This window comes from Pseudomonas sp. AC255 (assembly GCF_979258175.1).
This window is the reverse complement of sequence record NZ_OZ409841.1, coordinates 3,767,285-3,788,169: the sequence shown is the minus strand read 5'-3', so window position 1 is coordinate 3,788,169 and position 20,885 is coordinate 3,767,285. Positions and strand designations below refer to the sequence as shown.

Sequence of the window (20,885 nt, the reverse complement as noted above, 5' to 3'; positions counted from 1 at the left end):
GACCAGATATTCTAGGCAGCTCGACAACGAACCGGAGTGACGCAATGACTGACGCTGTAGCCCATGACGTGGAACTGGACGCCAGTGGCCTGAACTGTCCGTTGCCGTTGCTCAAGGCAAAAATGGAACTCAACAAACTGCACAGCGGCGCTGTGCTCAAGGTGATCGCTACCGATGCCGGCTCGCAACGCGACTTCCGTACCTTTGCCAAACTGGCCGGTCATGCGCTGTTGCGCGAAGAAGACGAGGCTGGCGTCTACCGTTACTGGTTGAAAAAAGCCTGACGCGAGCGCGTTAACGATCGAAGGGATTATTGATGTTCAAAGTGTTACGCGACTGGATTCAGCGCTACTTCTCCGATGAAGAAGCCGTGGTGCTGGCGGTGCTGCTGGTTCTCGCCTTCACCGCCGTGCTTACCCTCGGCGGCATGCTCGCGCCCGTATTGGCGGGCATGGTGCTGGCGTATCTGATGCAAGGCCTGGTGGTGACGCTTGAGCGGCTGCGTGTGCCCGGCGGGGTGGCGGTGGGGCTGGTGTTTGCGCTGTTCATGGGCGCGCTGATGCTGTTTATTGTTGTGGTGCTGCCGCTGCTGTGGCATCAGTTGATCACGCTGTTCAACGAGTTGCCGGGCATGCTCGCCAAGTGGCAGTCGCTGCTGCTTCTATTGCCAGAGCGCTATCCGCATCTGGTGTCTGACGAGCAAGTCTTGCAAGCGATCGAAGCGGCGCGGGGCGAGATTGGCAAGTTTGGCCAGTGGGCACTGACTTTCTCGTTGTCGAGTTTGCCGCTGCTGGTGAACATCATGATCTACCTTGTGCTGGTGCCGATTCTGGTGTTTTTCTTCCTCAAGGATCGGGCCATGATCGGCGAGTGGGTGCGTGGCTATCTGCCTCGCGAGCGCGCGCTGATCACCCGCGTCGCGCAGGAAATGAACCGGCAGATTGCCAACTACATCCGCGGCAAAGGTATCGAGATCGTGATTTGCGGCGGCGTGACCTACATCGCCTTCATCGCGCTGGGCCTGAATTACGCGGCGCTGCTGGCGTTGCTGGTGGGGTTGTCGGTGGTGGTGCCGTATGTCGGTGCAGTAGTGGTGACGGTGCCGGTGCTGCTGATTGCGCTGTTCCAGTGGGGCTGGAGCGATCAGTTCATCTACCTGATGGCGGTCTACGGAATCATTCAGACGCTGGACGGCAACGTGCTGGTGCCATTGCTGTTTTCGGAAGCAGTGAATCTGCATCCGGTCGCAATCATCTGCGCGGTGCTGCTGTTTGGCGGGCTGTGGGGATTCTGGGGTGTGTTCTTTGCGATCCCGCTGGCGACGCTGTTCAAGGCTGTGCTCGATGCGTGGCCGCGCAAGGAGCCGGTGGTGGCGCCGTTGCTTTAAATCGGGGTGAGGCTTTTGGCCTCATCGCTGGCAAGCCAGCTCCCACAGGTTTTGTATGTGCTGAACCCTGTGGGAGCTGGCTTGCCAGCGATGGCGTCGGTGACGACGCAGCAAAAACATCAGGCTTTATTCAGAGCCTCAGCCGCCGCCAGCACGGCATCAACATGCCCCGGCACCTTCACACCACGCCATTCCTGACGCAGCACACCGTCCTTATCAATCAGGAAAGTGCTGCGATCAACGCCCAGGTATTCCTTGCCATACAGCTTTTTCAGCTTGATCACGTCGAACAGCTGGCAAACCGCCTCGTCCTTATCGCTGATCAGCTCGAATGGAAATTCCTGTTTGCCTTTGAAGTTTTCGTGCGACTTCAAGCTGTCGCGGGAAATGCCGAAGACTTCGGTGTTGGCAGCCTTGAACGCCGCATATTGATCGCGAAAGCCCTGGCCTTGAGTGGTGCAGCCCGGGGTGCTGTCCTTTGGGTAGAAGTAGATCACCACTTGCTTGCCCTTGAGTTCGGACAGGCTGACGGTCTGCCCGCTGGTCGCAGGCGCGGTGAAATCCGCAACCGGTTGGTCGATGACAACGGCCATGAAAGCTTCCTTACATTGGGTTTTGTGGGCGCCAAGGCTCGATCAGGGCATCCAGGTTCATCGCGTCGGCGAAATCGAGGAACTGATCGCGCAGCCAGCTGATCTGCGTGTTGGCCGGCAGGGTCACGGTGAACGTGGCGTTGAGCATGGTGCCGCCGGTCTGCGGAGCCTGGTAAGTGTCGCAGGTGAGGTTTTCCAGTTCGACGTTATGGTCCATGAAGAACTGGCACAGCTCATTGATGATGTCCGGGCGATACGCCGAGCTGACGTAAGCCACGTAAGGCAGCGCTTGCGGACGATTTTCCAGAGCGGCGCTGCGCACCACGTTGACGGTGAAAGCGTGACGCTTGGCCAGCAATGGCAGGCTGCCTTCGAGGCGCGCGAGGGCGTCCCAGCTACCGGAAACTTCCAGCACCAGAGCGCTGCACTCGCCGTGGCGGGTCAGGCGAGAGGTGACGACAGCGCAGCGGTTTTCATGGCTGGCGCGGCACAGGACGTTGGTCAGCTCCATGGGGTTGGCGCCGAGGGCACTGATGACAAGGAATTGTTCGCGAACTGTGGGGGTGGACATGCAGCATTCCTAAAGCGATGAGCGGTCGGTAGGTTGACGGGCATTGGTGGCCGGGCGTGCCTGTTCTGGCGGTCCGTATAAAGAGCCCCGGCCAGCGTTCGCGGCTCGCTCCACTGTGCGGGAGCGCGTCGATGCGACGCAGGAACGGGGCCTGGGAGGCCGAAAGGGGAGGCTGAAACCCGGCGTACAAGCTGATCTGTACCGATCAAAGTCTGAAGGGTAGCGAAAAGCGGCGCCAAGGGGAATGGCAGCGGCGCAGTACTTCGCTTGTGCAAGCATCTTGGCGCCAGTACCATTACCGCTCTCTTTTTCCGGCAGGAGCGGTTTCATGATTGCGGGCAGTATGGTGGCACTGGTCACTCCCATGGATGCACAAGGGCGTCTTGACTGGGACAGCCTCAGCAAACTCGTGGACTTCCACCTCAAGAACGGCACCCATGCCATCGTCGCCGTCGGTACTACCGGCGAGTCGGCCACCCTTGATGTAGAAGAGCACATCGCCGTCATCAAAGCCGTGGTCAAACAGGTTGCCGGGCGCATTCCGGTCATCGCCGGCACCGGCGCAAATTCGACCCGCGAAGCCGTCGAGCTGACCCGCAACGCCAAGGCCGCCGGCGCCGATGCCTGCCTGCTGGTGGTTCCTTATTACAACAAGCCGACCCAGGAAGGTCTGTACCAGCACTTCAAGCACATCGCTGAAGCGGTCGACATTCCGCAGATTCTCTACAACGTTCCCGGCCGCACCTCCTGCGACATGCAGGCCGAGACGGTGATTCGCCTGTCCACCGTGCCGAACATCATCGGCATCAAGGAAGCCACCGGCGACCTCAAACGCGCCAAAGCGATCATCGATGGCGTGAGCAAGGATTTCATCGTGCTGTCCGGCGATGATCCGACCGCTGTCGAGCTGATCCTGCTGGGCGGCAAAGGCAACATCTCGGTCACCGCCAACGTCGCCCCGCGCGAAATGGCTGACCTGTGCGAGGCCGCGCTGAAGGGCGACGCCGATACCGCACGCGCAATCAACGAAAAACTGATGCCGCTGCACAAGGATCTGTTCATCGAAGCCAACCCGATTCCGGTGAAGTGGGCTTTGGTCGAAATGGGCCTGATGCACGAAGGCATCCGCCTGCCACTGACCTGGCTGAGCACCCCTTGTCATGAAACGCTGCGCTCGGCCCTGCGCCAGTGCAACGTCCTGGTTTAATTGAGGAAGTACAACGCATGAAGCGAATGGCCGGACTTTCCGCACTTGCCTTGATTATCTCCAGCACCAGTGGCTGCGGATGGGTCTGGGGGCCGGAAGGTTATTTCCGCGACCGTGGAAGCGATTACCTGCAAGCGCAACAGACTGCACCGATGCAATTGCCACCGGATGTGAGCACTGCCAAGCGCCTCGATCCGCTGTTGCCGATCCCGCGCAACGTGGCCGATGACACCGCGACGGGCGAATACGTCGTGCCGCGTCCTCAGCCGCTGTCGGCGGTTGCCGATGCCACGGATTACTCGCTGCAGAAGAGCGGTGATACGCGTTGGGTCGTGGCCCAGCACCCACCGGCCGAAGTCTGGCCAGTGGCGCTGCAGTTCTTCCAGGACAACGGTTTCCGTCTGGATGAACAGCGTCCGCAGACCGGCGAGTTCACCACTACCTGGCAGCACTCCGACGAGCTGTCCGCTTCGATGGCCAAGCGCCTGAGTGCGGCCGGTATCGCCAGCGACAGCGAAACCCGTGTGCGCGTACGTATCGAGCCGGGCGTGCAGCGCAACACCAGTGAAATCTACGTAGTCAGCGCCGAGCGTCCTGCCGGCAGCACGGCCGACGTGGCCTTCACCAACCGTTCGGTCAACACTGGCCTGGACGCTGCGCTGGTCGACGACATGCTCGCGAGCATGAGTCGCACCTCCGAGAAGGGCGGCTCGGTGTCGATGCTGGCCTCGCGTGATTTCGACGCCCCGAGCCGTGTCAGCCTGAACGAAGACGGCAGCGGCAACCCGGTGTTGAACGTCGGTACCGATCTGGACCGCGCCTGGTCGAGCGTCGGCCGTGCGCTGGAACAGGGCGAATGGCGCGTTGAAGACATCAACCGCAGCCTGGGCTTGTACTACATCAACCTGGCCGAAAAAGCCGAGAAGAAAGACGACAAGCCTGGCTTCTTCAGCAGCCTGTTCGGCAGTGCGCCGAGCAAGGAAGAAGTCGAAGCCCGCGCCGAGCGTTATCAGGTTCGCCTGAGCAAGGTGGGCGAGAACATCCAGGTCACCGTCGAAAAGAACATCAACACCGTCGCGCCGGCCGATGTCGCGCGTAAAGTGTTGAGCGTGATTCAGGACAACCTGGGCTGATCCGATATGCGTTTTGCCGTTCTCGGCAGCGGTAGCCAAGGGAACGGCACGCTGATCGCCAGTGCTGATACGTACGTGCTGGTAGATTGTGGTTTTTCCCTGCGGGAAACCGAAAGACGTCTGTTGCGCCTGGGTGTGCACCCGGCGCAACTGAGCGCGATACTCGTGACCCACGAACATGCCGACCACGTGCATGGCGTGGGTTTGCTGTCTCGGCGCTACAATCTGCCGGTCTACCTCAGTCGCGGCACACTGCGCGGGATGCGCAAACCGCTGGAACCGGCAGGCTTTCTCGCCGGCGGCGAGCAACTGCAGATCGGCGCACTGAACGTCGGGGTCATTGCCGTGGCCCATGACGCGCAGGAGCCGACCCAGTACGTCTTCAGCGATCAGGAACAGCGGCGCTTCGGCCTGCTGACCGATCTGGGGTCGTTCTGCGAGCGGGTGCTGGATGGCTATCGGGACCTCGACGCATTGATGATCGAGTCCAACCATTGCCGCGACATGCTGGCTCGTGGTCACTACCCGTACTTTCTCAAGCAGCGGGTGGGCGGCGAACGCGGACATCTGAACAACCATCAGGCGGCATTCCTGGTGGCCGAGTTGGGCTGGCAGGGTTTGCAACACCTGGTGCTGGCCCATCTGAGCAGCAAGAACAACCTGCCGCAGCTGGCCCGGCAATGTTTTGTCGACACCCTCGGGTGCGACCCGGACTGGCTGCAACTGGCCGATCAAGATTCAGGGCTCGACTGGCGCCACATCGCCTAGCCCACCTACTTAGCAAGCGGAGCCCATCATGGAAAAACGTGAAGAACTCTACCGCGGCAAAGCCAAATCGGTTTACAAGACCGACGACGCTGACCGCTTGATCCTGCTGTTTCGCAACGACACTTCGGCGTTCGACGGCAAGCGCATCGAACAGCTCGATCGCAAAGGTATGGTGAACAACAAGTTCAACGCCTTCATCATGCAGAAACTCGAAGCGGCCGGCGTGCCGACCCAATTCGACAAACTGCTGGGCGACAACGAGTGCCTGGTGAAGAAGCTCGACATGATCCCGGTGGAATGCGTCGTGCGTAACTACGCCGCCGGCAGCCTGGTCAAGCGTCTGGGCGTCGAAGAGGGCATGAAGCTCAACCCGTACACCTTCGAACTGTTCTTGAAGGACGACGCCAAGGGCGACCCGTTCATCAACGAATCCCACGTTGTTGCATTCGGCTGGGGCACCGCCGAGCAACTGGTGCGCATGAAGGAACTGTCGCTCAAGGTCAACGAAGTCCTGAGCAAACTGTTCGACGACGCCGGCCTGCTGCTGGTCGACTTCAAGCTTGAATTCGGCGTGTTCAGCGACGGCTCCATCGTCCTCGGCGACGAGTTCAGCCCGGACGGCTGCCGTCTGTGGGACAAGGACACCAAGAAGAAGATGGACAAGGACCGCTTCCGCCAAGGCCTCGGTGACGTCATCGAAGCCTACGAAGAAGTCGCCGCTCGTCTGGGCGTACCGCTTTAATCGACGCAAGCATCTGATAGCACGGAAAAAATTTCGTTTGGGGGGTTCGCAACCGACGAAAGTGTTGTTATGATGCGCGCCGTTGGAGAGATGCCAGAGTGGCCGAATGGGACGGATTCGAAATCCGTTGTACCTTCACCGGTACCTAGGGTTCGAATCCCTATCTCTCCGCCATTATTGAACAAGACGAAGCCCCCGTAATCATTGCTGATTACGGGGGCTTTTTCGTTTCTGGCGTTTTGTTCGCAATGCTTTTCGGGTACAACCTGCCGACTGCATAAAAGGAACAGCTCGATGAGTGAAGTTCAGCCGTTGGCGGGTGATGACGAGGTGAAGCCGCAGAGCGTGAGTCTGCGCGAGGCGTTCTGGTTCTGGTTGAAGCTGGGCTTTATCAGTTTCGGCGGGCCGGCCGGGCAGATTTCGATCATGCACCAGGAACTGGTCGAGCGCCGACGCTGGATTTCCGAGCGGCGTTTTCTGCATGCCTTGAACTATTGCATGTTGCTGCCCGGGCCGGAGGCGCAGCAGCTGGCGACCTACATTGGCTGGCTGATGCATCGAAGCTGGGGCGGGATTGTGGCCGGGGCGTTGTTCGTGTTGCCTTCGCTGTTCATCCTGATTTTCCTGTCGTGGCTCTATATCGCCTTCGGTGAGGTGCCGGTAGTGGCCGGGCTGTTTTACGGGATCAAGCCTGCGGTGACGGCCATCGTCGTGCAGGCGGCCCATCGGATCGGTTCGCGGGCGCTGAAGAACAATTGGCTGTGGGCAATTGCGGCGGGATCGTTTACGGCGATTTTTGCGTTCAATGTGCCGTTTCCGCTGATCGTGCTGGGCGCGGCGGTGATTGGCTATTTCGGCGGTCGAATGGCGCCGGAGAAATTCAGGGCCGGCGGGCATAGTGCGGCAAAGAAGTCTTTCGGTCCGGCGTTGATCGACGACGACACGCCAACACCGGCCCATGCCCGTTTCAGCTGGACGAGACTGGCCATGCTCGCCGTGATTGGCGCCGCGCTGTGGGCATTGCCGATGGGTGTATTGACCGCGCTATTCGGCTGGCAGGGCACGTTGACGCAGATGAGCTGGTTCTTCACCAAGGCAGCGCTGCTCACCTTCGGTGGAGCTTACGCAGTGTTGCCCTACGTCTATCAAGGTGCGGTCGGTCACTACGGCTGGCTGACCCCGACGCAGATGATCGACGGCTTGGCGCTGGGCGAAACCACGCCGGGGCCGCTGATCATGGTGGTGGCGTTCGTCGGTTTTGTCGGCGCTTATGTGACGCAGGTGTTCGGCGCCGATCAGGTGTTCCTCGCCGGAGCGGTCGCCGCCGCGCTGGTGACGTGGTTTACCTTTCTACCCTCATTCCTGTTCATCCTCGCCGGCGGCCCGCTGGTGGAGTCGACGCACGACGAACTCAAATTCACCGCCCCGCTTACCGCGATCACCGCTGCGGTGGTCGGCGTGATTCTCAATCTGGCGTGTTTCTTCGGCTATCACGTGCTCTGGCCGCAGGGTTTCAGCGGCAGCCTGGATTGGCCGTCGGCGTTGATTGCGCTTGCGGCGGCCATTGCGCTGTTTCGCTTCAAGCTCGGAGTGATTCAGGTGTTGCTGGGCTGTGCGTTGGTTGGGTTGGTGGTGCATTTGCTGCGTTAGTCTCGGCCGGCGTGCCATGGACGGCGGCGTATATCGACACCGTCGGTGAGCCTACCGCCGACATGCGCTCCAACATCGCAGCTGAAGCACGGGCGAAGATCGTCTATGAGCGCTTGATGGGGCGCGCGCCTGACATCAGGCGGCGCGCCCCGGTTAATCACTGTGAAATCTTGGTGACTTGCAAAGATTTGCGCTCGATCGCTACGGGCTGCAAATGCCCCAAACGGTCGAGGTGATAGCGCTGCAGATCCCGCGCCAGAATCAGTTGGCCGTGATACAGCGCTGCCGCTTCGTTGCGCACATCCTCGATCGACGGGCTCACCGCCGGATTGGCCTGATAGCGCGCGCTGAAATGCGTCAACACCAGATTGCGCACCCCGGCTGATTCGGCAAATCCAGCGACAGCGGCGGCGCTGCTGTGGCCGTAACTGGCACGAGCGCGGTCGATTGCTGCCTGCACGAATGTCGCTTCATGCACGAGCACATCCGCCGATTGCGCCACTTCGGCCAGCAGTGCCGGCCGATCGTTATCGCCGCAGACAATGATGCGTCGATCAGGTCGTGAACTCAGCAGATAGTCGCGAGCGTGCAGCATCCGCCCGTCAACCTCCACGTCCTGACCATGGGCCAACTGACCCCAGAGCGGGCCGCGTTCGATACCCTCGGCATCCAGGCGCTGCACGTCCAGACGCGGTTCCGGGTCGGACTCGGTGAACACATAACCATGACACGGCACACGGTGCGACAACTCGACGGTCTGCACCTGAACGTTGACGCTGCGCCACTCTGTAAGCGTTTCCACAGCATGCAGGTTGATCTCGAACGGCAGATACGATTGCGTCACCTCCAGACTCATTTTCAGCCAGGGATGCAGCGCTGTCGGCAGGATAATGTCCAGTGGTCGCGTGCGTCCGGACATGCCGGTGCTAGCCAGCAGGCCCGGCAAGCCCAGGCAGTGATCGGCATGCACATGAGTGATGAAAATCGCCCGCAACTCGCTCAGCGACAGCGGCGTGCGCAGCACCTGATGCTGGGTGCCTTCACCACAATCGATCAGGTACCAGCCCTTGCCGGCAGACGCGATCAGTGCCGTCGCGCTGACGTTGCGCTGGCGGGTCGGCACGCCGGCAGACGTGCCCAGAAACAACAAATCCACGGTGGTTCTCCCTGGCGGATCGGATTTCAGATATTGCGTGCAGTTCTCGGTGAGCTTTCGACAATCAGCGAGGCGATTCGGATCCATCGATGGACTGCGACAATTCATCGGACACCCGCGCTGTCGGCGGCTGGCCTCGGCACTTCGCTCGCTGATGATGGTCACAGCGAAACGGAGTCACTTAGCGGAGGTCAACTTGCCCAGAAAATCCAGGCCGATCGTCGACCGCGCCGATGCGGCGACCCTTTCGCAAGAACGCAAAGATGTGTTTTTCGCGGCGGTGCAGGTCAGCCGCATGGCCATGATTGTCACCGATCCAGCGCAGCCCGACGATCCCATCATTTTTGCCAACAATGCGTTTCTTGAACTCAGCGGCTACGAGCTGGAAGAAGTGCTCGGGCGCAACTGCAGGTTTCTGCAAGGCGAGCAGACTGATCGTGCGGTGTTGCAACGGGTCAAGCAAGCGCTGAAACATCAACACGAAACCTGCGTGGAGGTGCTCAACTATCGCAAGGACGGCTCGTCGTTCTGGAACGAGCTGTTCATCGCGCCGCTATTCAACGAGCGCGGACAACTGGTGTATTTCTTCGCTTCGCAAATGGACGTCAGCCGCCGCCGTGACGCCGAGGACGGTTTGCGTTACAGCGAAAACATGGAAGCACTCGGGCAGTTGACCGGTGGCATTGCCCACGATTTCAACAATCTGTTGCAAGTGATGATCGGCTACATCGAGCTGATCCAGCACACCGCCAAGCGGCCGAGCATCGATCCGCAACGCATCGTGGTCGGCGCCGGCCACGCTCGCGCGGCGGCCGAAAAAGCACGTTTGCTGACCCAGCATCTGCTGGCATTCTCCCGCCGACAACGGCTCGAAGGCCGGGTGATCAATCTCAATGCCTTGCTTGAGCGCTCAGCGCTGCCGACGCATGAATCCGCCGATCTGGAACCGCGATTCGAACTGGCCGAGGACTTGTGGAACTGCCGGCTCGACCCGGCGCAGGCCGAGATGGCGCTGAACCATTTGCTCTCCAACGCCTGCGATGCGCTGGTTGACCAGCAGCAACCTGCGATCACCGTGCAGACCCGCAACGTCGATGTACCGGACTCGACGGATCCTCACCAGGGCGGACTGGCGGCGGGGCGTTACGTCTGCATCGCGGTTGCCGATAACGGCGTGGGCATTGCCTCTGACGATCTCGACAAAGTGATGGAGCCGTTTTTCACCACCAAAGAGGAAGGCAATGGTGCCGGCCTCGGTTTGTCGATGGTTTACGGCTTCGTCAAGCAATCCGGCGGTGTGGTCAAAATCGAATCGACGCCGGGACTCGGCACCACGGTGCGCCTGTTCTTCCCGGCGGATGACAGTCAGCTATCGGCATCTGGCTCCGCTGAAGCCGCAGAAAATCTCAAGGGCACGGAGCGCATCCTGATCGTCGAGGATCGCGCCGAAGTCGCTGAACTGGCGCGCTTTGTATTGTCCGAACAGGGTTACCACACCGACCTCGCTGCAGATGCGAGCGAGGCACTGGCCGTGCTGCAGAGTAGCGAATACGACCTGGTATTCACCGATTTGGTCATGCCGGGCGACATGAACGGGCTGGCACTGGCGCGGGAAATCAGCCAACGCTATCCGGCCATGAAGATCCTGCTGACGACCGGGTACTGCGCGGACGAGTCGACGCCCAATGAGCTGGCTGACAATGAGTTCGAATTGATCGCCAAGCCCTACGCGCCGGTGGACCTTTTGCGCAAGCTGCGCTCGATGCTCGGCTGAAAAAACGAACTGAAGGCGCACGTTCGGCGTCCATCTTAAAGACTGCATTGAACAACCAGTGAGGGACCCGATCCCTGAGGAGATGTTGGCAGTGAGCGATGACTTGATGATCAATAACGGGCCGATCGACTGAGCGTCAACGAGGACGGTTCATGCAGGAGCAATCTTTGGTGGTGATTAGCGGCGCCAGTGCAGGCGTCGGGCGCGCGGTGGCTCATCGGTTTGCCGCTGGGGGCTACCGCATCGGACTGTTGGCGCGTGATCCGGCGGGCCTGGCCGCCACGCAAGAGGAGCTGCAAGCGTATGGCGTTCAGGTTGAAACAGTCAGCGTCGACGTCGCCGATGCGCTCGCCGTGCAGCAGGCCGCCCAGCAACTGGAAACCGCGCTCGGGCCGCTGGCGGTCTGGGTCAACGCGGCAATGGTCACAGTGCTCTCGCCGATAGAGCAATTGTCCGCCGCAGAGATTGAGCGCGTCACCCAGGTAACCTATCTCGGCACGGTTCATGGCACGTTGGCAGCGCTGTCGTTGATGCGCCCACGCAACAAGGGACTGATCATTCAGGTCGGCTCGGCGCTGGCCTATCGCGCCATTCCGTTGCAGGCCGCTTACTGCGGGGCGAAATTTGCCGTGCGCGGTTTTACCGACTCGTTGCGCTGTGAGTTGCTGCATGAGCGCAGCCATATTCGCGTGTGCATGGTGCAATTGCCCGCGATCAATACCCCGCAGTTTGACTGGGCGCGCAACAAATTGCCCAAGCGTCCCCAACCGGTGCCACCGATTCACGACCCCGACGTAGCGGCACGGGCGATTTTCAGTGTGGTAAAGCATCCTCCGCGAGAGTTGTGGCTGGGGTGGTCGACGATCAAAGCTATTATTGGGCAGTCGGTCATGCCCGGTCTGCTCGACCGTTTGATGGCGCGAAGTGCATGGTCCGGTCAGCAGACCAATGAGCCTGAAGACAACGAGCACCCGGACAACCTGTTCGAAGCGCAGCCGGATCGGCATCAGATTCGCGGCCGCTTCGTCGGCCGTTCCAGGGATGCAGCGCTGGCCTTGACCTCGACACAAGTGCTGGCGATATCGGCAGTGATTGCCATATTGGTCGGCGTGGTTCTGTTACAGCTCTGATGCTTTCCTGGTTCGCTCCACTGTCGACGCATCTCTGCGCCCGCTGCTAGAGGCGCTGGGGTGCATGGAAGCAACAAATGCAGCACATGCACCTTTGATGAATGTGGTTTCGCTCAAATCTCCTTGATCGGCGTCTCGCCTTGAACGGCTTTGATCAGATTGATCACGTGCAGGCAATCAGCCTTGTTCACATACGATTCGCCACTGGCCACCGTCTCGTGGTTGCGCGCACGCAGACGCCAGCGCCACTGGCCTTTGCCAGTGCTGGGGGTGCCTCGGGTTTGTCGGTAGATTTCGAAATACATGGGGTTCGCTCCCTGCGATAGAAAGGCGCGCCAACCTGTGTGGCGCATCGACGCAAGCCTAGCGCAGCGGGTTTTTTGGCTATCGCGGATTTGTTTCCAATCGTTCGCGGATGTTTCTGAAAGACTCTGGCCAGAGCGCGGCGACTGCCCGGCGAATTGGCCGATATGACGCCGTGTCCTGCTTGCACGTGCGTGCCGGCTGCTGCTTAATACGGCACGGCTCATGGCCTCGAAAGACTTTCGATGACCGACAAACTATAAAAAGAGCACTCCTTTGACTGAGCACGGAACGCAACAGGCCGGGCAGGTGACGTTGTCGCTGGTGATCCCCGTTTTCAACGAGGCCGACAGCCTCGACAGCTTTCTTTCGCGCATCGACGACGTCTTTCAGACGCAGGCACTGATCGATCTTGAACTGGTCTTCATCAACGATGGCAGCACCGACACCACCCTTGAGCGCTTGCTTGAACGGCAGCGGCAAGACTCGCGTCTGCGCATCGTCGATCTAAGCCGCAACTTCGGCAAGGAAGCGGCGTTGTCGGCCGGTCTGCAAATGGCCACCGGGAAGATCGTGGTACCGATCGACGCCGATCTGCAGGACCCGCCGGAAGTCATTTTGCAGATGATCGAGCGCTGGCGCGAAGGTTACGAAGTGGTGCTGGGGCATCGTGTCAGCCGCCGCAGCGACACGTGGGCCAAATCGACCTCGGCCCACTGGTTCTATCGCCTGCACAACCGCATCGCCGAACAGCCGTTGCCGGAGAACGTTGGCGACTTCCGCTTGATGGACCGCTGCGTGGTCGATGCCTTGCTGACCCTGCCTGAGTCGCGACGCTTCATGAAAGGTCTGTTCGCCTGGGTCGGTTTCCGCACCACTCATGTCGACTACGAGCGCCCCGAGCGCGTGGCCGGGCAAAGCAAATTCAATGGCTGGCGGCTGTGGAACTTCGCCCTCGAAGGCATCACCAGTTTCAGCACCGAGCCGCTGCGGGTCTGGACTTACCTGGGGGCAACGGTTTCGCTGGTGTCGTTTGCGTTCGCCATGTTCATTGTCCTGCGCACACTGATCCACGGTGTCGACTTGCCTGGTTATGCCTCGCTGATGGTCGCAGTCACGTTCCTTGGCGGTCTGCAATTGATCGGCATTGGCGTACTCGGCGAATACCTTGGCCGCACCTATATCGAATCCAAACGCCGGCCGGTTTTTCTGGTGCGTCGCGTTTACGACCCCAAGGACTGACAGATGGATCTCAAGGAAACCGACATCCTCGGCGACAGCATCGATGAGCATTGGTATTACTGCTGCAAAGCGGCGGCGACCCGGCGATTGCTGGGTAACATGCCGATCCGACGAATACTCGATGTCGGTGCCGGCTCGGGGTTTTTCTCGCATCATCTGCTGACCCACACCGACGCGCATGAGGCGTGGTGCGTCGACATCAGTTACCCCGCCGATTCAAGCGCCACCACCGCGGGCAAACCGGTGCATTACCGCCGCGGCATCGACAGCATCGATGCCGATCTGGTGTTACTGATGGACGTGCTCGAGCATGTCGACGACGACCTCGGCCTGCTCAAAAACTATGTCGATAAAGTGCCTTCGGGCAGTCGTTTTCTGATGACGGTGCCGGCGTTTCAGTTTCTCTGGAGCGGTCATGATGATTTTCTTGAGCACAAGCGCCGCTACACCCTCGCGCAATTCGAAACCCTGGCGGGCGATGCCGGTTTGACCGTGCAGCGCGGCGCCTACTATTTCGGTGCGGTGTTTCCTATCGCCGCAGCGTTGCGCCTGATACCTCAAGGTTCGCAAACCGCACGGCCGCAGTCGCAACTCAAGCGTCATCACCCGTGGGTCAACAGCGTGCTCAAGACTCTTTGCCGACTGGAGTTGCCGTTGATGGGCAGCAACCGGCTGGCCGGTTTGAGCGTCTTCGTGCTGGCGCAGAAACCGTGATCGACAGTGATCGTTCAGCGTTGGTTCGCCGTGGTCTGCGCTTTGCCCTGACCGGGCTGTTCGTCACTGCGCTGCATGCGCTGGTGGCCGTGATGTTCATCCGCTTCATCGCGCCCGAACCGCCGCTGGCCAATGGTTTCGCCTTTGCCGTGGCGACCGTTGTGTCTTATGTGATCAATACCACCTGGAGCTTTTCAGCTCGCCTGCACGGGCGCACGTTACTGCGCTTTGTGTCGGTCTCGGCGGGCGGTTTTCTATTGGCGATGCTGGTTGCCTGGGCGGCGCAAGTGGCGGGGTTGCATTATCTGCTCGGGATCGGTGCCGTGGCCATGACGGTGCCGGCGTTCACATTCGTTTTGCATAATTTCTGGACGTATCGATGAAGCTTTGCTCAACCTCTCGGGCGGCTGCGCTGTTGCCTGTGCTGCTAGGCATTCTGGCCTTTTTTATCGTGGTCGGCCCACGGGCGTTGAATCCGATGAACATTGTCTGGCTGGGCGACGGCGACCCGGCCACCCATTACCAGGGTTGGGTGTTTTTCCGGCACTCGCCATGGAGCTTTCCGCTGGGGCTCAATCCGTCTTATGGACTTGAATTGAGCAATGGCTTGATCTTTTCCGATTCCAATCCGCTGTTTGCCTTTCTGTTCAAGCCGTTTTCGGCGCTGTTGCCGGAGCCGTTTCAGTATTTCGGACTGTGGTTGCTGACCTGCTTCATTCTGCAGAGCTGGTTTGCCTGGAAACTGCTCGGCCTGGTGAGCCGCGACGCGGTTCTGCGATTGCTCGGCACCGGGCTGTTTTTATTCGTTCCGGCCATGCTGATCCGCATGAGCGTGCACCTGTCCCTGGGCGGGCATTTCATGTTGCTGGCCGCGCTGTACCTGGCGCTGCGGCCATTCACGCCAAAACGCTCTCTGGCCTGGGGAACGTTGCTGGCGGCGGCCGCGCTGATTCACGCCTATTTGCTGGCGATGATTGCGCTGATCTGGCTCGCCGATCTCGCAGCACACACCCTGCGGCGACATCTGGCGCCGCGCAAAGCTGTGGCCGAACTGATCGGTCTGTTTTTGCTGGTGAGTCTGTGTTGCTGGCAGGCGGGCTACTTCAGCGTCGGCGATGACGGCCTGGCACTGATGGGCTACGGTCTGTTCCGCGCCAATGTGCTGAGCTTTTTCGACCCGGGAACCTGGTCGTTTGCCCTGCGCGACATGCCCGGTGTGTTGGGCGATGGTGACGGTTTTGCTTTCCTTGGTTTGGGTGTGGTGTTCCTGTTCATCTGCGCCTTCGCGGCATGGCTGCAACGCGGCACGGATGTTCACCTCAAGCCACGTCGCTACCCGTTGCTGTTGCTCGCGCTCGCCGGCCTGGCGCTGTTTGCGTTTTCCAACAACATCGGGGTCGGCCCATTCGAGTTGCACATCCCGCTGCCGGATGCGGTGGTGGCGGTGGCGACGATTTTTCGCGGTTCGGGGCGGATGATCTGGCCTGTCATGTACATGGCGATTTTCGCCATTCTGTACGTGGTGATTCGCGGCCATACTTCGCGCACGGCACGGATTCTGCTGAGCATTGCCCTGTTGCTGCAAGTGGCGGATACGCGTTCCGGTTGGGGAGAGTCGCGCAACCTGTTCATGGCCACGCCGGCGCCACAATGGCCGACGCCACTGGTTGATCCGTTCTGGGATCAGGCAGCCCGCCATTATCAGGCGGTGCGCTGGCTGCGCCCGGAGAATTATCCGGAGCAGTGGCGAACGCTGGCCGAGTATGCGGGACGCCATCATCTGCCGACCAATGCGGTCTACCTCGGCCGCATGAGTACCAAGGCCACCGAGGCGGCCCAGGCTGTGGCCGACCAGATGGTCAGCTCTGGTCAATACGCCACCGATACGCTGTATGTACTCGATAGCCGCACTGTGCTGCCGGCCGCGCTGACTCTCAATCGCGAGACTGACGTACTCGCCAGAATCGATGGTTTGAACGTGCTGGCGCCCGGCTGGAAGCGTTGCGCCGATTGCCCGCCTATCGTGGCCTCTGATCCCCTTACGCTGATTTCGCCAATGAAGTCGAACGAGCGCGTGACCTTCAACGTTACCAGCCTGGCGACGTTTTTCCTCGGCAGCGGATGGTCGAAAGGCGAACCGTGGGGCACGTGGTCCGAGGGCAGTGAGTCGCAAATCATTCTGCGGCCCGAGGCTCCGGTGAGATCATTTGTGCTGGAAGCCAATGCTTTGATTGCGCCGTCGCATACCGAACAGGGGCTGGAGATTAGCGTCAACGATGTGCCGGTGCTCTCCACCCGTTTGCTCAAGGCCGAAGCGAACGTTGTCAGCGTTGATCTGCCAGCGGAAGTCCAGCAGCGCATTGAGCGTGAAGGCGTGCTGGTGATTCGTTTCCAGCACGCCGATGCCGTCAGCCCGAGAGCGCTGGGCATGGGACTCGATCCGCGCAAACTGGCCATTGGCATTCTGGCGTTGACGCTTCATTGACCCTTCAGTGACTGTTCGGCGCAGCGGCCCATAGACGCGGTTCTTGGGCCTTTCTACACTGCCGCTATTCCGGGGAGCAGGGGCAAAGGATGAACCGCAATGAACTACGCAAGGCCGACATCAACCTGATGGTGGTGTTCGAGACCCTGATGCTCGAACGCAACGTGACCCGCGCGGCGGAGAAGCTGTTTCTTGGCCAGCCGACCATCAGCTCGGCGCTCAACCGTTTGCGCACGATGCTCAACGATCCGCTGTTCATCCGCGTCGGCCATCGCATGGAACCGACGGCTCGTGCCGAAGACATTTACCGCCATCTCAAACCGGCACTGGATTCACTCTCGGCGGCGCTGAGCCTGACCCGCGATTTCGATCCCGCCACCAGCACCATGACCTTTCGCATCGGCCTGTCCGACGACGTCGAATTCGGCCTGCTGCCGCCGCTGTTGCGCGCGTTGCGCCAAGAGGCGCCGAGCGTGGTGTTCGTGGTGCAACATGTCGATTACTGGCGCATTCCCGACCTGCTCGCTGCCGGCGATATCACCGTCGGCATCAGCCAGACCCGTGGCCTGCCGGCCAACGCCAAACGCAAACTGCTGCGGCATATCCAGCCAAGCATCCTGCGCGCCGATGCCTCTGATACGCCGCTGACCCTCGACGAATATTGCGCTCGCCCGCATGTGCTGGTGTCGCACACGGCCAATGTCAGTGGCTACGCCGATGAGTGGCTGGCGGAACTGGGGCGCACGCGGCAGGTGGTGTTGTCGGTGCCGCAATACAGCGCACTGCCGGCTTTGCTGGCCGGCACCGACCTGATCGCCAGCCTGCCGGATTACACCGCAGCGGCGATGGCGGCGTCCGGGGCGCTGTTCCAGGAACCGTTCCCGTTCAAGACGCCAACACTGGACCTGTCGATGGTCTGGCTCAGCCACGTCGACAGCGACCCTGCCGAACGCTGGCTGCGCTCGCGGCTGGAAGCATTCATGAGTGAACGGCCGGGTATTCAGATCTAACAGATGCCACGTATCCCTGTGGGAGCGAGCCTGCTCGCGAAGCGGTTCGGCAGGCGCGGGTGTGCAAACTGAAAGGACGCTTTCGCGAGCAGGCTCGCTCCCACAAATGACGCTGTGTGATTGTGGTATATGTACGCCCCCGCATCCGCCGACTGGAGATCCGCAATGCCACACCTGCACATGGAATACACCGCCAACCTGACGCAGTTGAACGCTGACATCGCCCTGATCCGGCTCAACAACACGCTGGTCGGTTCCGGTCAGTTCGGCGCGGAGTTCGATATCAAGAGCCGCGCGATCAAGATCGACAACTTCAAGGTCGGCACGGCGCAGGGCGAGCGCGCCTTCGTCCATGTGAAACTGGCCTTGCTCAGCGGGCGCTCGGCGGAGATCAAGAAGCAGCTCTCGCAAAGTCTGCTGGCAGTGTTGCAGGAACTCTGCGAATGGCCGGCCGGGCTCGAAGTGCAACTGTGCGTGGAACTGCTCGACATCGATCGCGAGTCCTACAGCAAAGCCGCCATCGGCATCTGATGTTCAGGCGTTTTCCAGCTCGCTGCACACTTGAATCACCTGCTCGCGCAGCCAGACGTTGGCGCTGTCCTGATCGGCGTTCTGGCTCCACTGCATGTCGAGGGTGAAACCCGGCAGGCCGTTGGGCGCTTCGCAGTGGTTGAACACTGCGTCGTTGGTCAGCAGACGCTGGATACGCCGAGGCAGGGTGAGGATGAAATCGGTGCCGGTGATCATCTTCAACGCGGCGCTGTAGCTGTTCGATCGGGCCACTATCTGGCGCTTTTGCGCTTGCCGCGCCAGCCAGCCGTCGACCATGTTGGTGCTTGAAGTCCACGGCGTTGGAAACACATGCCGACGTTCGGTGAATGCTTGCAGGCTCAGGCGCGGTTCGAGTGGGGTGGCGCGTTTGTCGAAGACGCAGACCAGGTCATCTTCCAGCAACATCCGTGATTTCAGATCCGCATGCTGGCGGTGAAAGTGCGGGCCGAAACTGATCACCAGATCGAGGCTGCCGTCGCGCAACTCTTCGGCCGGAACGTCGGTTTCGAATTTGTGCATGTTGACCATCACCGGTAAGTCATCGAAGTCGAAGCGCTTCAACAGACGCGGCAGAATCAATTGCTCGAAGTATTCCGGGGCGCAGATGTTGAAAGTCACCGCCTGCCGGCTCGGGTCGAAGGCCGGGGCGCCGGCATGACAGAGGTTGATGCTTTCGAGAATCTTCTGCACATGGCCGTACATGCTGCAGGCCTTATAGGTCGGACGCATGCCAGTGCGGGTGTTAACGAATAACTCGTCTTCGAAACTGGTGCGCAGTTTCTTCAGGCAATAACTGACGGTGGACTGGCTGACGAACAGGGTTTCCGAGACATCGGTGACACTGCTCTGCTCGTACACGGCGACGAATACCATCAAGTCCTGCATATCGAGCTTGCGAAGCAAATTACTGTTCAGCATGAGTTCCGTCTCGCTGTGCCCCTTGCGCAGAATTCGCGCAAACGTGTGCGTACGATCCTAACGGAACGATGGTGCCAGGAGAAACCCTCGTAGGACATTTCACGGACACATGTGGGACAGAAACTTTTAGCAACACGACGTTGCCAATCTCGTGCGCAAAAGATGGCCAGAGGCCTCTAGCCCGGGCAGGGCAAGTGACGTGTGTAGTCGCGAGGGTTGAAGCGCACAACCATCAGCAGCATGAGCACCACTACTGCAGTCAGCGCCCACCACGCGCCTTCGAAACTGCCCAGCCGATCACGAATGATCCCTGCCAACAGCGGCGACAGTCCTGCGATCAGATAACCGATCCCCTGTACAAACGCGGTCAGGCCACCGGCGCGCTGCGGCTCGTCGCAGTGATCCAGCGCGACGATCAGGCTCATCGGAAACAGACCGCCAATCCCCAACCCCAACAGACAAGGCCATAACAGGGCCAGAGTTAGCGGGGCGAGAATCAGCCCGCAGAAACCGCCGATGATCAGCAACAGCAGAACCGCCAATATCCCACGCCTATCACGACTGCGATTGGCGATCGCCGGCACTACCAGCCCGGAAATGACCTCCATCGCTGTAAGAAAACCCAACATCAACCCGGCGTTTTGTTCACTCCAGCCTTTTTCCACGTAGTACGGGGCCAGCCAGGCGAGGACGCAGGTGTAGGACGCCGTACCGAGGCCAAAGAAAATCGCCAGCAACCAGGCGCGACGGCGCGTGATGAAAGACTCCCGCTGGGTCACCCTTGATAGGGCTTGCGCTGGCTGCAAGCACCAGACCAGCAACGCGACCAATGCCAACGCCGCCCAGATGGCCAGCCCGACGCGCCAACTGCCGGTCTGCACCATCACCAGCGGCGCGAACGATGCGGCAATCGCGGCGCCGCCCATGATCGAAGTCACGTAGATGCCCATGCACAACGCCACGTTGTCAGCAAAGCGCGTCTTGATCAGCGCCGGCATCAATGCCTGAATCAGGGCTATGCCAATACCGGCCAGTATCGCGCTGACGATCAGCTCGACCGCAGAATCGATAAACAGCCGTGACACGCTCGCCAGCCCGATGACCAACAGCGACAGCAGCACCGTGCGTTGTTCGCCCAGACGCTGGCTGATGCCCAGGCCGAAGAACATCGCCAGCCCCATGGCCATGACCGGCAGCATCGTCAGCAAAGAGGCAAGCGTGAAGCTCAATGGGATATCGCTACGGATCGCCGACAGCAGCGGCCCGATGGCTGCCATTGAGGGGCGCAGATTAAGTGCGACAAGAATGATCGCGAGTATCAGCCAAGCGGCGGGGCGGGAGTGATTCATGAGCGGGCCTTTGAGTGCAGAGGCTGATGATTAGGCGTCGCGACGCGCGCATCGGCAAATCAGAAAATGCCGGGCCAGACTTAAAAACTCGATAACACCCCTGTCCCGATGTGGGAGCGAGCCTGCTCGCGAATGCGTTCCTCCAGACAAACAATTATTTGCTGACACTGCGCTTTCGCGAGCAGGCTCGCTCCCACAGAG

The 20,885-nt window shown here is 60.3% G+C and carries 21 protein-coding genes, 1 tRNA gene and 1 pseudogene; 17 read left to right on the top strand and 6 right to left on the bottom strand.

The genetic code is table 11. The annotated features are described in order from the left end of the window. Window positions 1-44: 44 nt before the first annotated feature. Together ACZZ0K_RS17215 and ACZZ0K_RS17210 are read left to right on the top strand one after the other, a co-directional pair. Window positions 45-284, top strand: coding sequence for a sulfurtransferase TusA family protein (locus ACZZ0K_RS17215; RefSeq protein ID WP_041478863.1), 240 nt, complete (start codon window positions 45-47; stop codon window positions 282-284). Between the two features lie 32 nt (window positions 285-316). Next, a complete protein-coding gene (locus ACZZ0K_RS17210) occupies window positions 317-1,387 on the top strand; it encodes an AI-2E family transporter (protein ID WP_041478862.1) in 1,071 nt (356 codons plus the stop codon). Between the two features lie 119 nt (window positions 1,388-1,506). Here the strand turns inward: ACZZ0K_RS17210 and ACZZ0K_RS17205 are convergent, their stop codons facing one another. Beyond that, complete coding sequence (locus ACZZ0K_RS17205; protein ID WP_041478861.1) at window positions 1,507-1,980, bottom strand: peroxiredoxin; 474 nt, start codon at window positions 1,978-1,980, stop codon at window positions 1,507-1,509. A 10-nt stretch (window positions 1,981-1,990) separates the two neighbouring features. Beyond that, a complete protein-coding gene (locus tag ACZZ0K_RS17200) occupies window positions 1,991-2,551 on the bottom strand; it encodes a glycine cleavage system transcriptional repressor (RefSeq protein ID WP_024012001.1) in 561 nt (186 codons plus the stop codon). Between the two features lie 328 nt (window positions 2,552-2,879). Between ACZZ0K_RS17200 and dapA the strand changes: the two genes are divergently transcribed. From dapA to ACZZ0K_RS17165, 7 genes and pseudogenes are all read left to right on the top strand, one after another. Beyond that, window positions 2,880-3,758 (top strand): 4-hydroxy-tetrahydrodipicolinate synthase, encoded by an 879-nt coding sequence (gene dapA, locus ACZZ0K_RS17195; protein ID WP_016771265.1) that lies wholly within the window; start codon window positions 2,880-2,882, stop codon window positions 3,756-3,758. Window positions 3,759-3,775: 17 nt separating this feature from the next. Beyond that, entirely contained in the window at window positions 3,776-4,891 is a 1,116-nt protein-coding gene (gene bamC, locus ACZZ0K_RS17190; protein ID WP_076566403.1) for an outer membrane protein assembly factor BamC, read from the top strand. Window positions 4,892-4,897: 6 nt separating this feature from the next. Then, window positions 4,898-5,659, top strand: a complete 762-nt coding sequence (locus tag ACZZ0K_RS17185) for an MBL fold metallo-hydrolase (RefSeq protein ID WP_024012002.1) — start codon at window positions 4,898-4,900, stop codon at window positions 5,657-5,659. Window positions 5,660-5,687: 28 nt separating this feature from the next. Next, a complete protein-coding gene (purC, locus tag ACZZ0K_RS17180; RefSeq protein ID WP_150636519.1) occupies window positions 5,688-6,401 on the top strand; it encodes a phosphoribosylaminoimidazolesuccinocarboxamide synthase in 714 nt (237 codons plus the stop codon). A gap of 84 nt (window positions 6,402-6,485) precedes the next feature. Next, window positions 6,486-6,575 (top strand) — tRNA-Ser (locus ACZZ0K_RS17175). Window positions 6,576-6,695: 120 nt separating this feature from the next. Then, on the top strand, window positions 6,696-8,051 hold the full coding sequence (gene chrA, locus ACZZ0K_RS17170; protein ID WP_258707736.1) for a chromate efflux transporter: 1,356 nt from the start codon (window positions 6,696-6,698) through the stop codon (window positions 8,049-8,051). A 2-nt stretch (window positions 8,052-8,053) separates the two neighbouring features. After that, a pseudogene (locus ACZZ0K_RS17165) lies at window positions 8,054-8,185 on the top strand (manganese catalase family protein); the annotation flags it as partial. A 23-nt stretch (window positions 8,186-8,208) separates the two neighbouring features. On the opposite strand, the gene ACZZ0K_RS17160 reads toward ACZZ0K_RS17165, so the two are convergent. Then, a complete protein-coding gene (locus ACZZ0K_RS17160; protein WP_056783549.1) occupies window positions 8,209-9,207 on the bottom strand; it encodes a ribonuclease Z in 999 nt (332 codons plus the stop codon). A gap of 196 nt (window positions 9,208-9,403) precedes the next feature. Between ACZZ0K_RS17160 and ACZZ0K_RS17155 the strand changes: the two genes are divergently transcribed. Both ACZZ0K_RS17155 and ACZZ0K_RS17150 read left to right on the top strand, forming a co-directional pair. Then, window positions 9,404-10,981, top strand: coding sequence for a histidine kinase famiy protein (locus ACZZ0K_RS17155; RefSeq protein WP_252879595.1), 1,578 nt, complete (start codon window positions 9,404-9,406; stop codon window positions 10,979-10,981). Between the two features lie 152 nt (window positions 10,982-11,133). Further along, on the top strand, window positions 11,134-12,111 hold the full coding sequence (locus ACZZ0K_RS17150; protein WP_041478857.1) for an SDR family oxidoreductase: 978 nt from the start codon (window positions 11,134-11,136) through the stop codon (window positions 12,109-12,111). A gap of 113 nt (window positions 12,112-12,224) precedes the next feature. On the opposite strand, the gene ACZZ0K_RS17145 is transcribed toward ACZZ0K_RS17150, so the two are convergent. After that, complete coding sequence (locus tag ACZZ0K_RS17145) at window positions 12,225-12,416, bottom strand: YegP family protein (RefSeq protein ID WP_016771242.1); 192 nt, start codon at window positions 12,414-12,416, stop codon at window positions 12,225-12,227. 274 nt (window positions 12,417-12,690) lie between these two features. Here ACZZ0K_RS17145 and ACZZ0K_RS17140 point away from each other — a divergent pair, with 274 nt between their 5' ends. The 6 genes from ACZZ0K_RS17140 to ACZZ0K_RS17115 all read left to right on the top strand — a co-directional run bounded on the left by ACZZ0K_RS17140 (window position 12,691) and on the right by ACZZ0K_RS17115 (window position 18,396). Beyond that, window positions 12,691-13,656, top strand: a complete 966-nt coding sequence (locus tag ACZZ0K_RS17140; RefSeq protein ID WP_056783552.1) for a glycosyltransferase family 2 protein — start codon at window positions 12,691-12,693, stop codon at window positions 13,654-13,656. A gap of 3 nt (window positions 13,657-13,659) precedes the next feature. Continuing rightward, window positions 13,660-14,370 carry a class I SAM-dependent methyltransferase gene (locus ACZZ0K_RS17135; protein WP_150742402.1) on the top strand — a complete coding sequence of 237 codons (711 nt, stop codon included), beginning with the start codon at window positions 13,660-13,662 and terminating at the stop codon, window positions 14,368-14,370. After that, window positions 14,367-14,753: a GtrA family protein gene (locus ACZZ0K_RS17130; RefSeq protein ID WP_252877648.1), complete on the top strand. Its 387-nt coding sequence runs from the start codon at window positions 14,367-14,369 to the stop codon at window positions 14,751-14,753. The genes ACZZ0K_RS17135 and ACZZ0K_RS17130 overlap by 4 nt, the downstream gene beginning before the upstream one ends. Further along, window positions 14,750-16,855, top strand: coding sequence for a DUF6311 domain-containing protein (locus tag ACZZ0K_RS17125; protein WP_258707737.1), 2,106 nt, complete (start codon window positions 14,750-14,752; stop codon window positions 16,853-16,855). The genes ACZZ0K_RS17130 and ACZZ0K_RS17125 overlap by 4 nt, the downstream gene beginning before the upstream one ends. An 89-nt stretch (window positions 16,856-16,944) precedes the next feature. Beyond that, complete coding sequence (locus ACZZ0K_RS17120; RefSeq protein WP_095180648.1) at window positions 16,945-17,865, top strand: LysR substrate-binding domain-containing protein; 921 nt, start codon at window positions 16,945-16,947, stop codon at window positions 17,863-17,865. A gap of 165 nt (window positions 17,866-18,030) precedes the next feature. Continuing rightward, the gene (locus ACZZ0K_RS17115; protein ID WP_041478855.1) at window positions 18,031-18,396 is read left to right on the top strand and encodes a 5-carboxymethyl-2-hydroxymuconate Delta-isomerase; all 366 of its coding nucleotides are present in this window, start codon (window positions 18,031-18,033) and stop codon (window positions 18,394-18,396) included. 3 nt (window positions 18,397-18,399) lie between these two features. Here the strand turns inward: ACZZ0K_RS17115 and ACZZ0K_RS17110 are convergent, their stop codons facing one another. Next, window positions 18,400-19,335 (bottom strand): LysR family transcriptional regulator, encoded by a 936-nt coding sequence (locus tag ACZZ0K_RS17110; RefSeq protein WP_150742405.1) that lies wholly within the window; start codon window positions 19,333-19,335, stop codon window positions 18,400-18,402. 176 nt (window positions 19,336-19,511) lie between these two features. Then, window positions 19,512-20,684 (bottom strand): cyanate transporter, encoded by a 1,173-nt coding sequence (locus tag ACZZ0K_RS17105; RefSeq protein WP_463559228.1) that lies wholly within the window; start codon window positions 20,682-20,684, stop codon window positions 19,512-19,514. Window positions 20,685-20,885 lie beyond the last annotated feature (201 nt).

Bases quoted from the DNA above. Each gene is read 5' to 3' on its own strand.
- dapA (WP_016771265.1), top strand. From the start codon at position 2,880: ATGATTGCGGGCAGTATGGTGGCACTGGTCACTCCCATGGATGCACAA.
- ACZZ0K_RS17120 (WP_095180648.1), top strand. From the start codon at position 16,945: ATGAACCGCAATGAACTACGCAAGGCCGACATCAACCTGATGGTGGTG.
- ACZZ0K_RS17110 (WP_150742405.1), bottom strand. From the start codon at position 19,335: ATGCTGAACAGTAATTTGCTTCGCAAGCTCGATATGCAGGACTTGATG.
- purC (WP_150636519.1), top strand. From the start codon at position 5,688: ATGGAAAAACGTGAAGAACTCTACCGCGGCAAAGCCAAATCGGTTTAC.
- chrA (WP_258707736.1), top strand. From the start codon at position 6,696: ATGAGTGAAGTTCAGCCGTTGGCGGGTGATGACGAGGTGAAGCCGCAG.
- ACZZ0K_RS17145 (WP_016771242.1), bottom strand. From the start codon at position 12,416: ATGTATTTCGAAATCTACCGACAAACCCGAGGCACCCCCAGCACTGGC.
- ACZZ0K_RS17210 (WP_041478862.1), top strand. From the start codon at position 317: ATGTTCAAAGTGTTACGCGACTGGATTCAGCGCTACTTCTCCGATGAA.
- ACZZ0K_RS17115 (WP_041478855.1), top strand. From the start codon at position 18,031: ATGCCACACCTGCACATGGAATACACCGCCAACCTGACGCAGTTGAAC.
- ACZZ0K_RS17150 (WP_041478857.1), top strand. From the start codon at position 11,134: ATGCAGGAGCAATCTTTGGTGGTGATTAGCGGCGCCAGTGCAGGCGTC.
- ACZZ0K_RS17185 (WP_024012002.1), top strand. From the start codon at position 4,898: ATGCGTTTTGCCGTTCTCGGCAGCGGTAGCCAAGGGAACGGCACGCTG.
- bamC (WP_076566403.1), top strand. From the start codon at position 3,776: ATGAAGCGAATGGCCGGACTTTCCGCACTTGCCTTGATTATCTCCAGC.
- ACZZ0K_RS17105 (WP_463559228.1), bottom strand. From the start codon at position 20,684: ATGAATCACTCCCGCCCCGCCGCTTGGCTGATACTCGCGATCATTCTT.
- ACZZ0K_RS17215 (WP_041478863.1), top strand. From the start codon at position 45: ATGACTGACGCTGTAGCCCATGACGTGGAACTGGACGCCAGTGGCCTG.
- ACZZ0K_RS17205 (WP_041478861.1), bottom strand. From the start codon at position 1,980: ATGGCCGTTGTCATCGACCAACCGGTTGCGGATTTCACCGCGCCTGCG.
- ACZZ0K_RS17135 (WP_150742402.1), top strand. From the start codon at position 13,660: ATGGATCTCAAGGAAACCGACATCCTCGGCGACAGCATCGATGAGCAT.
- ACZZ0K_RS17125 (WP_258707737.1), top strand. From the start codon at position 14,750: ATGAAGCTTTGCTCAACCTCTCGGGCGGCTGCGCTGTTGCCTGTGCTG.
- ACZZ0K_RS17200 (WP_024012001.1), bottom strand. From the start codon at position 2,551: ATGTCCACCCCCACAGTTCGCGAACAATTCCTTGTCATCAGTGCCCTC.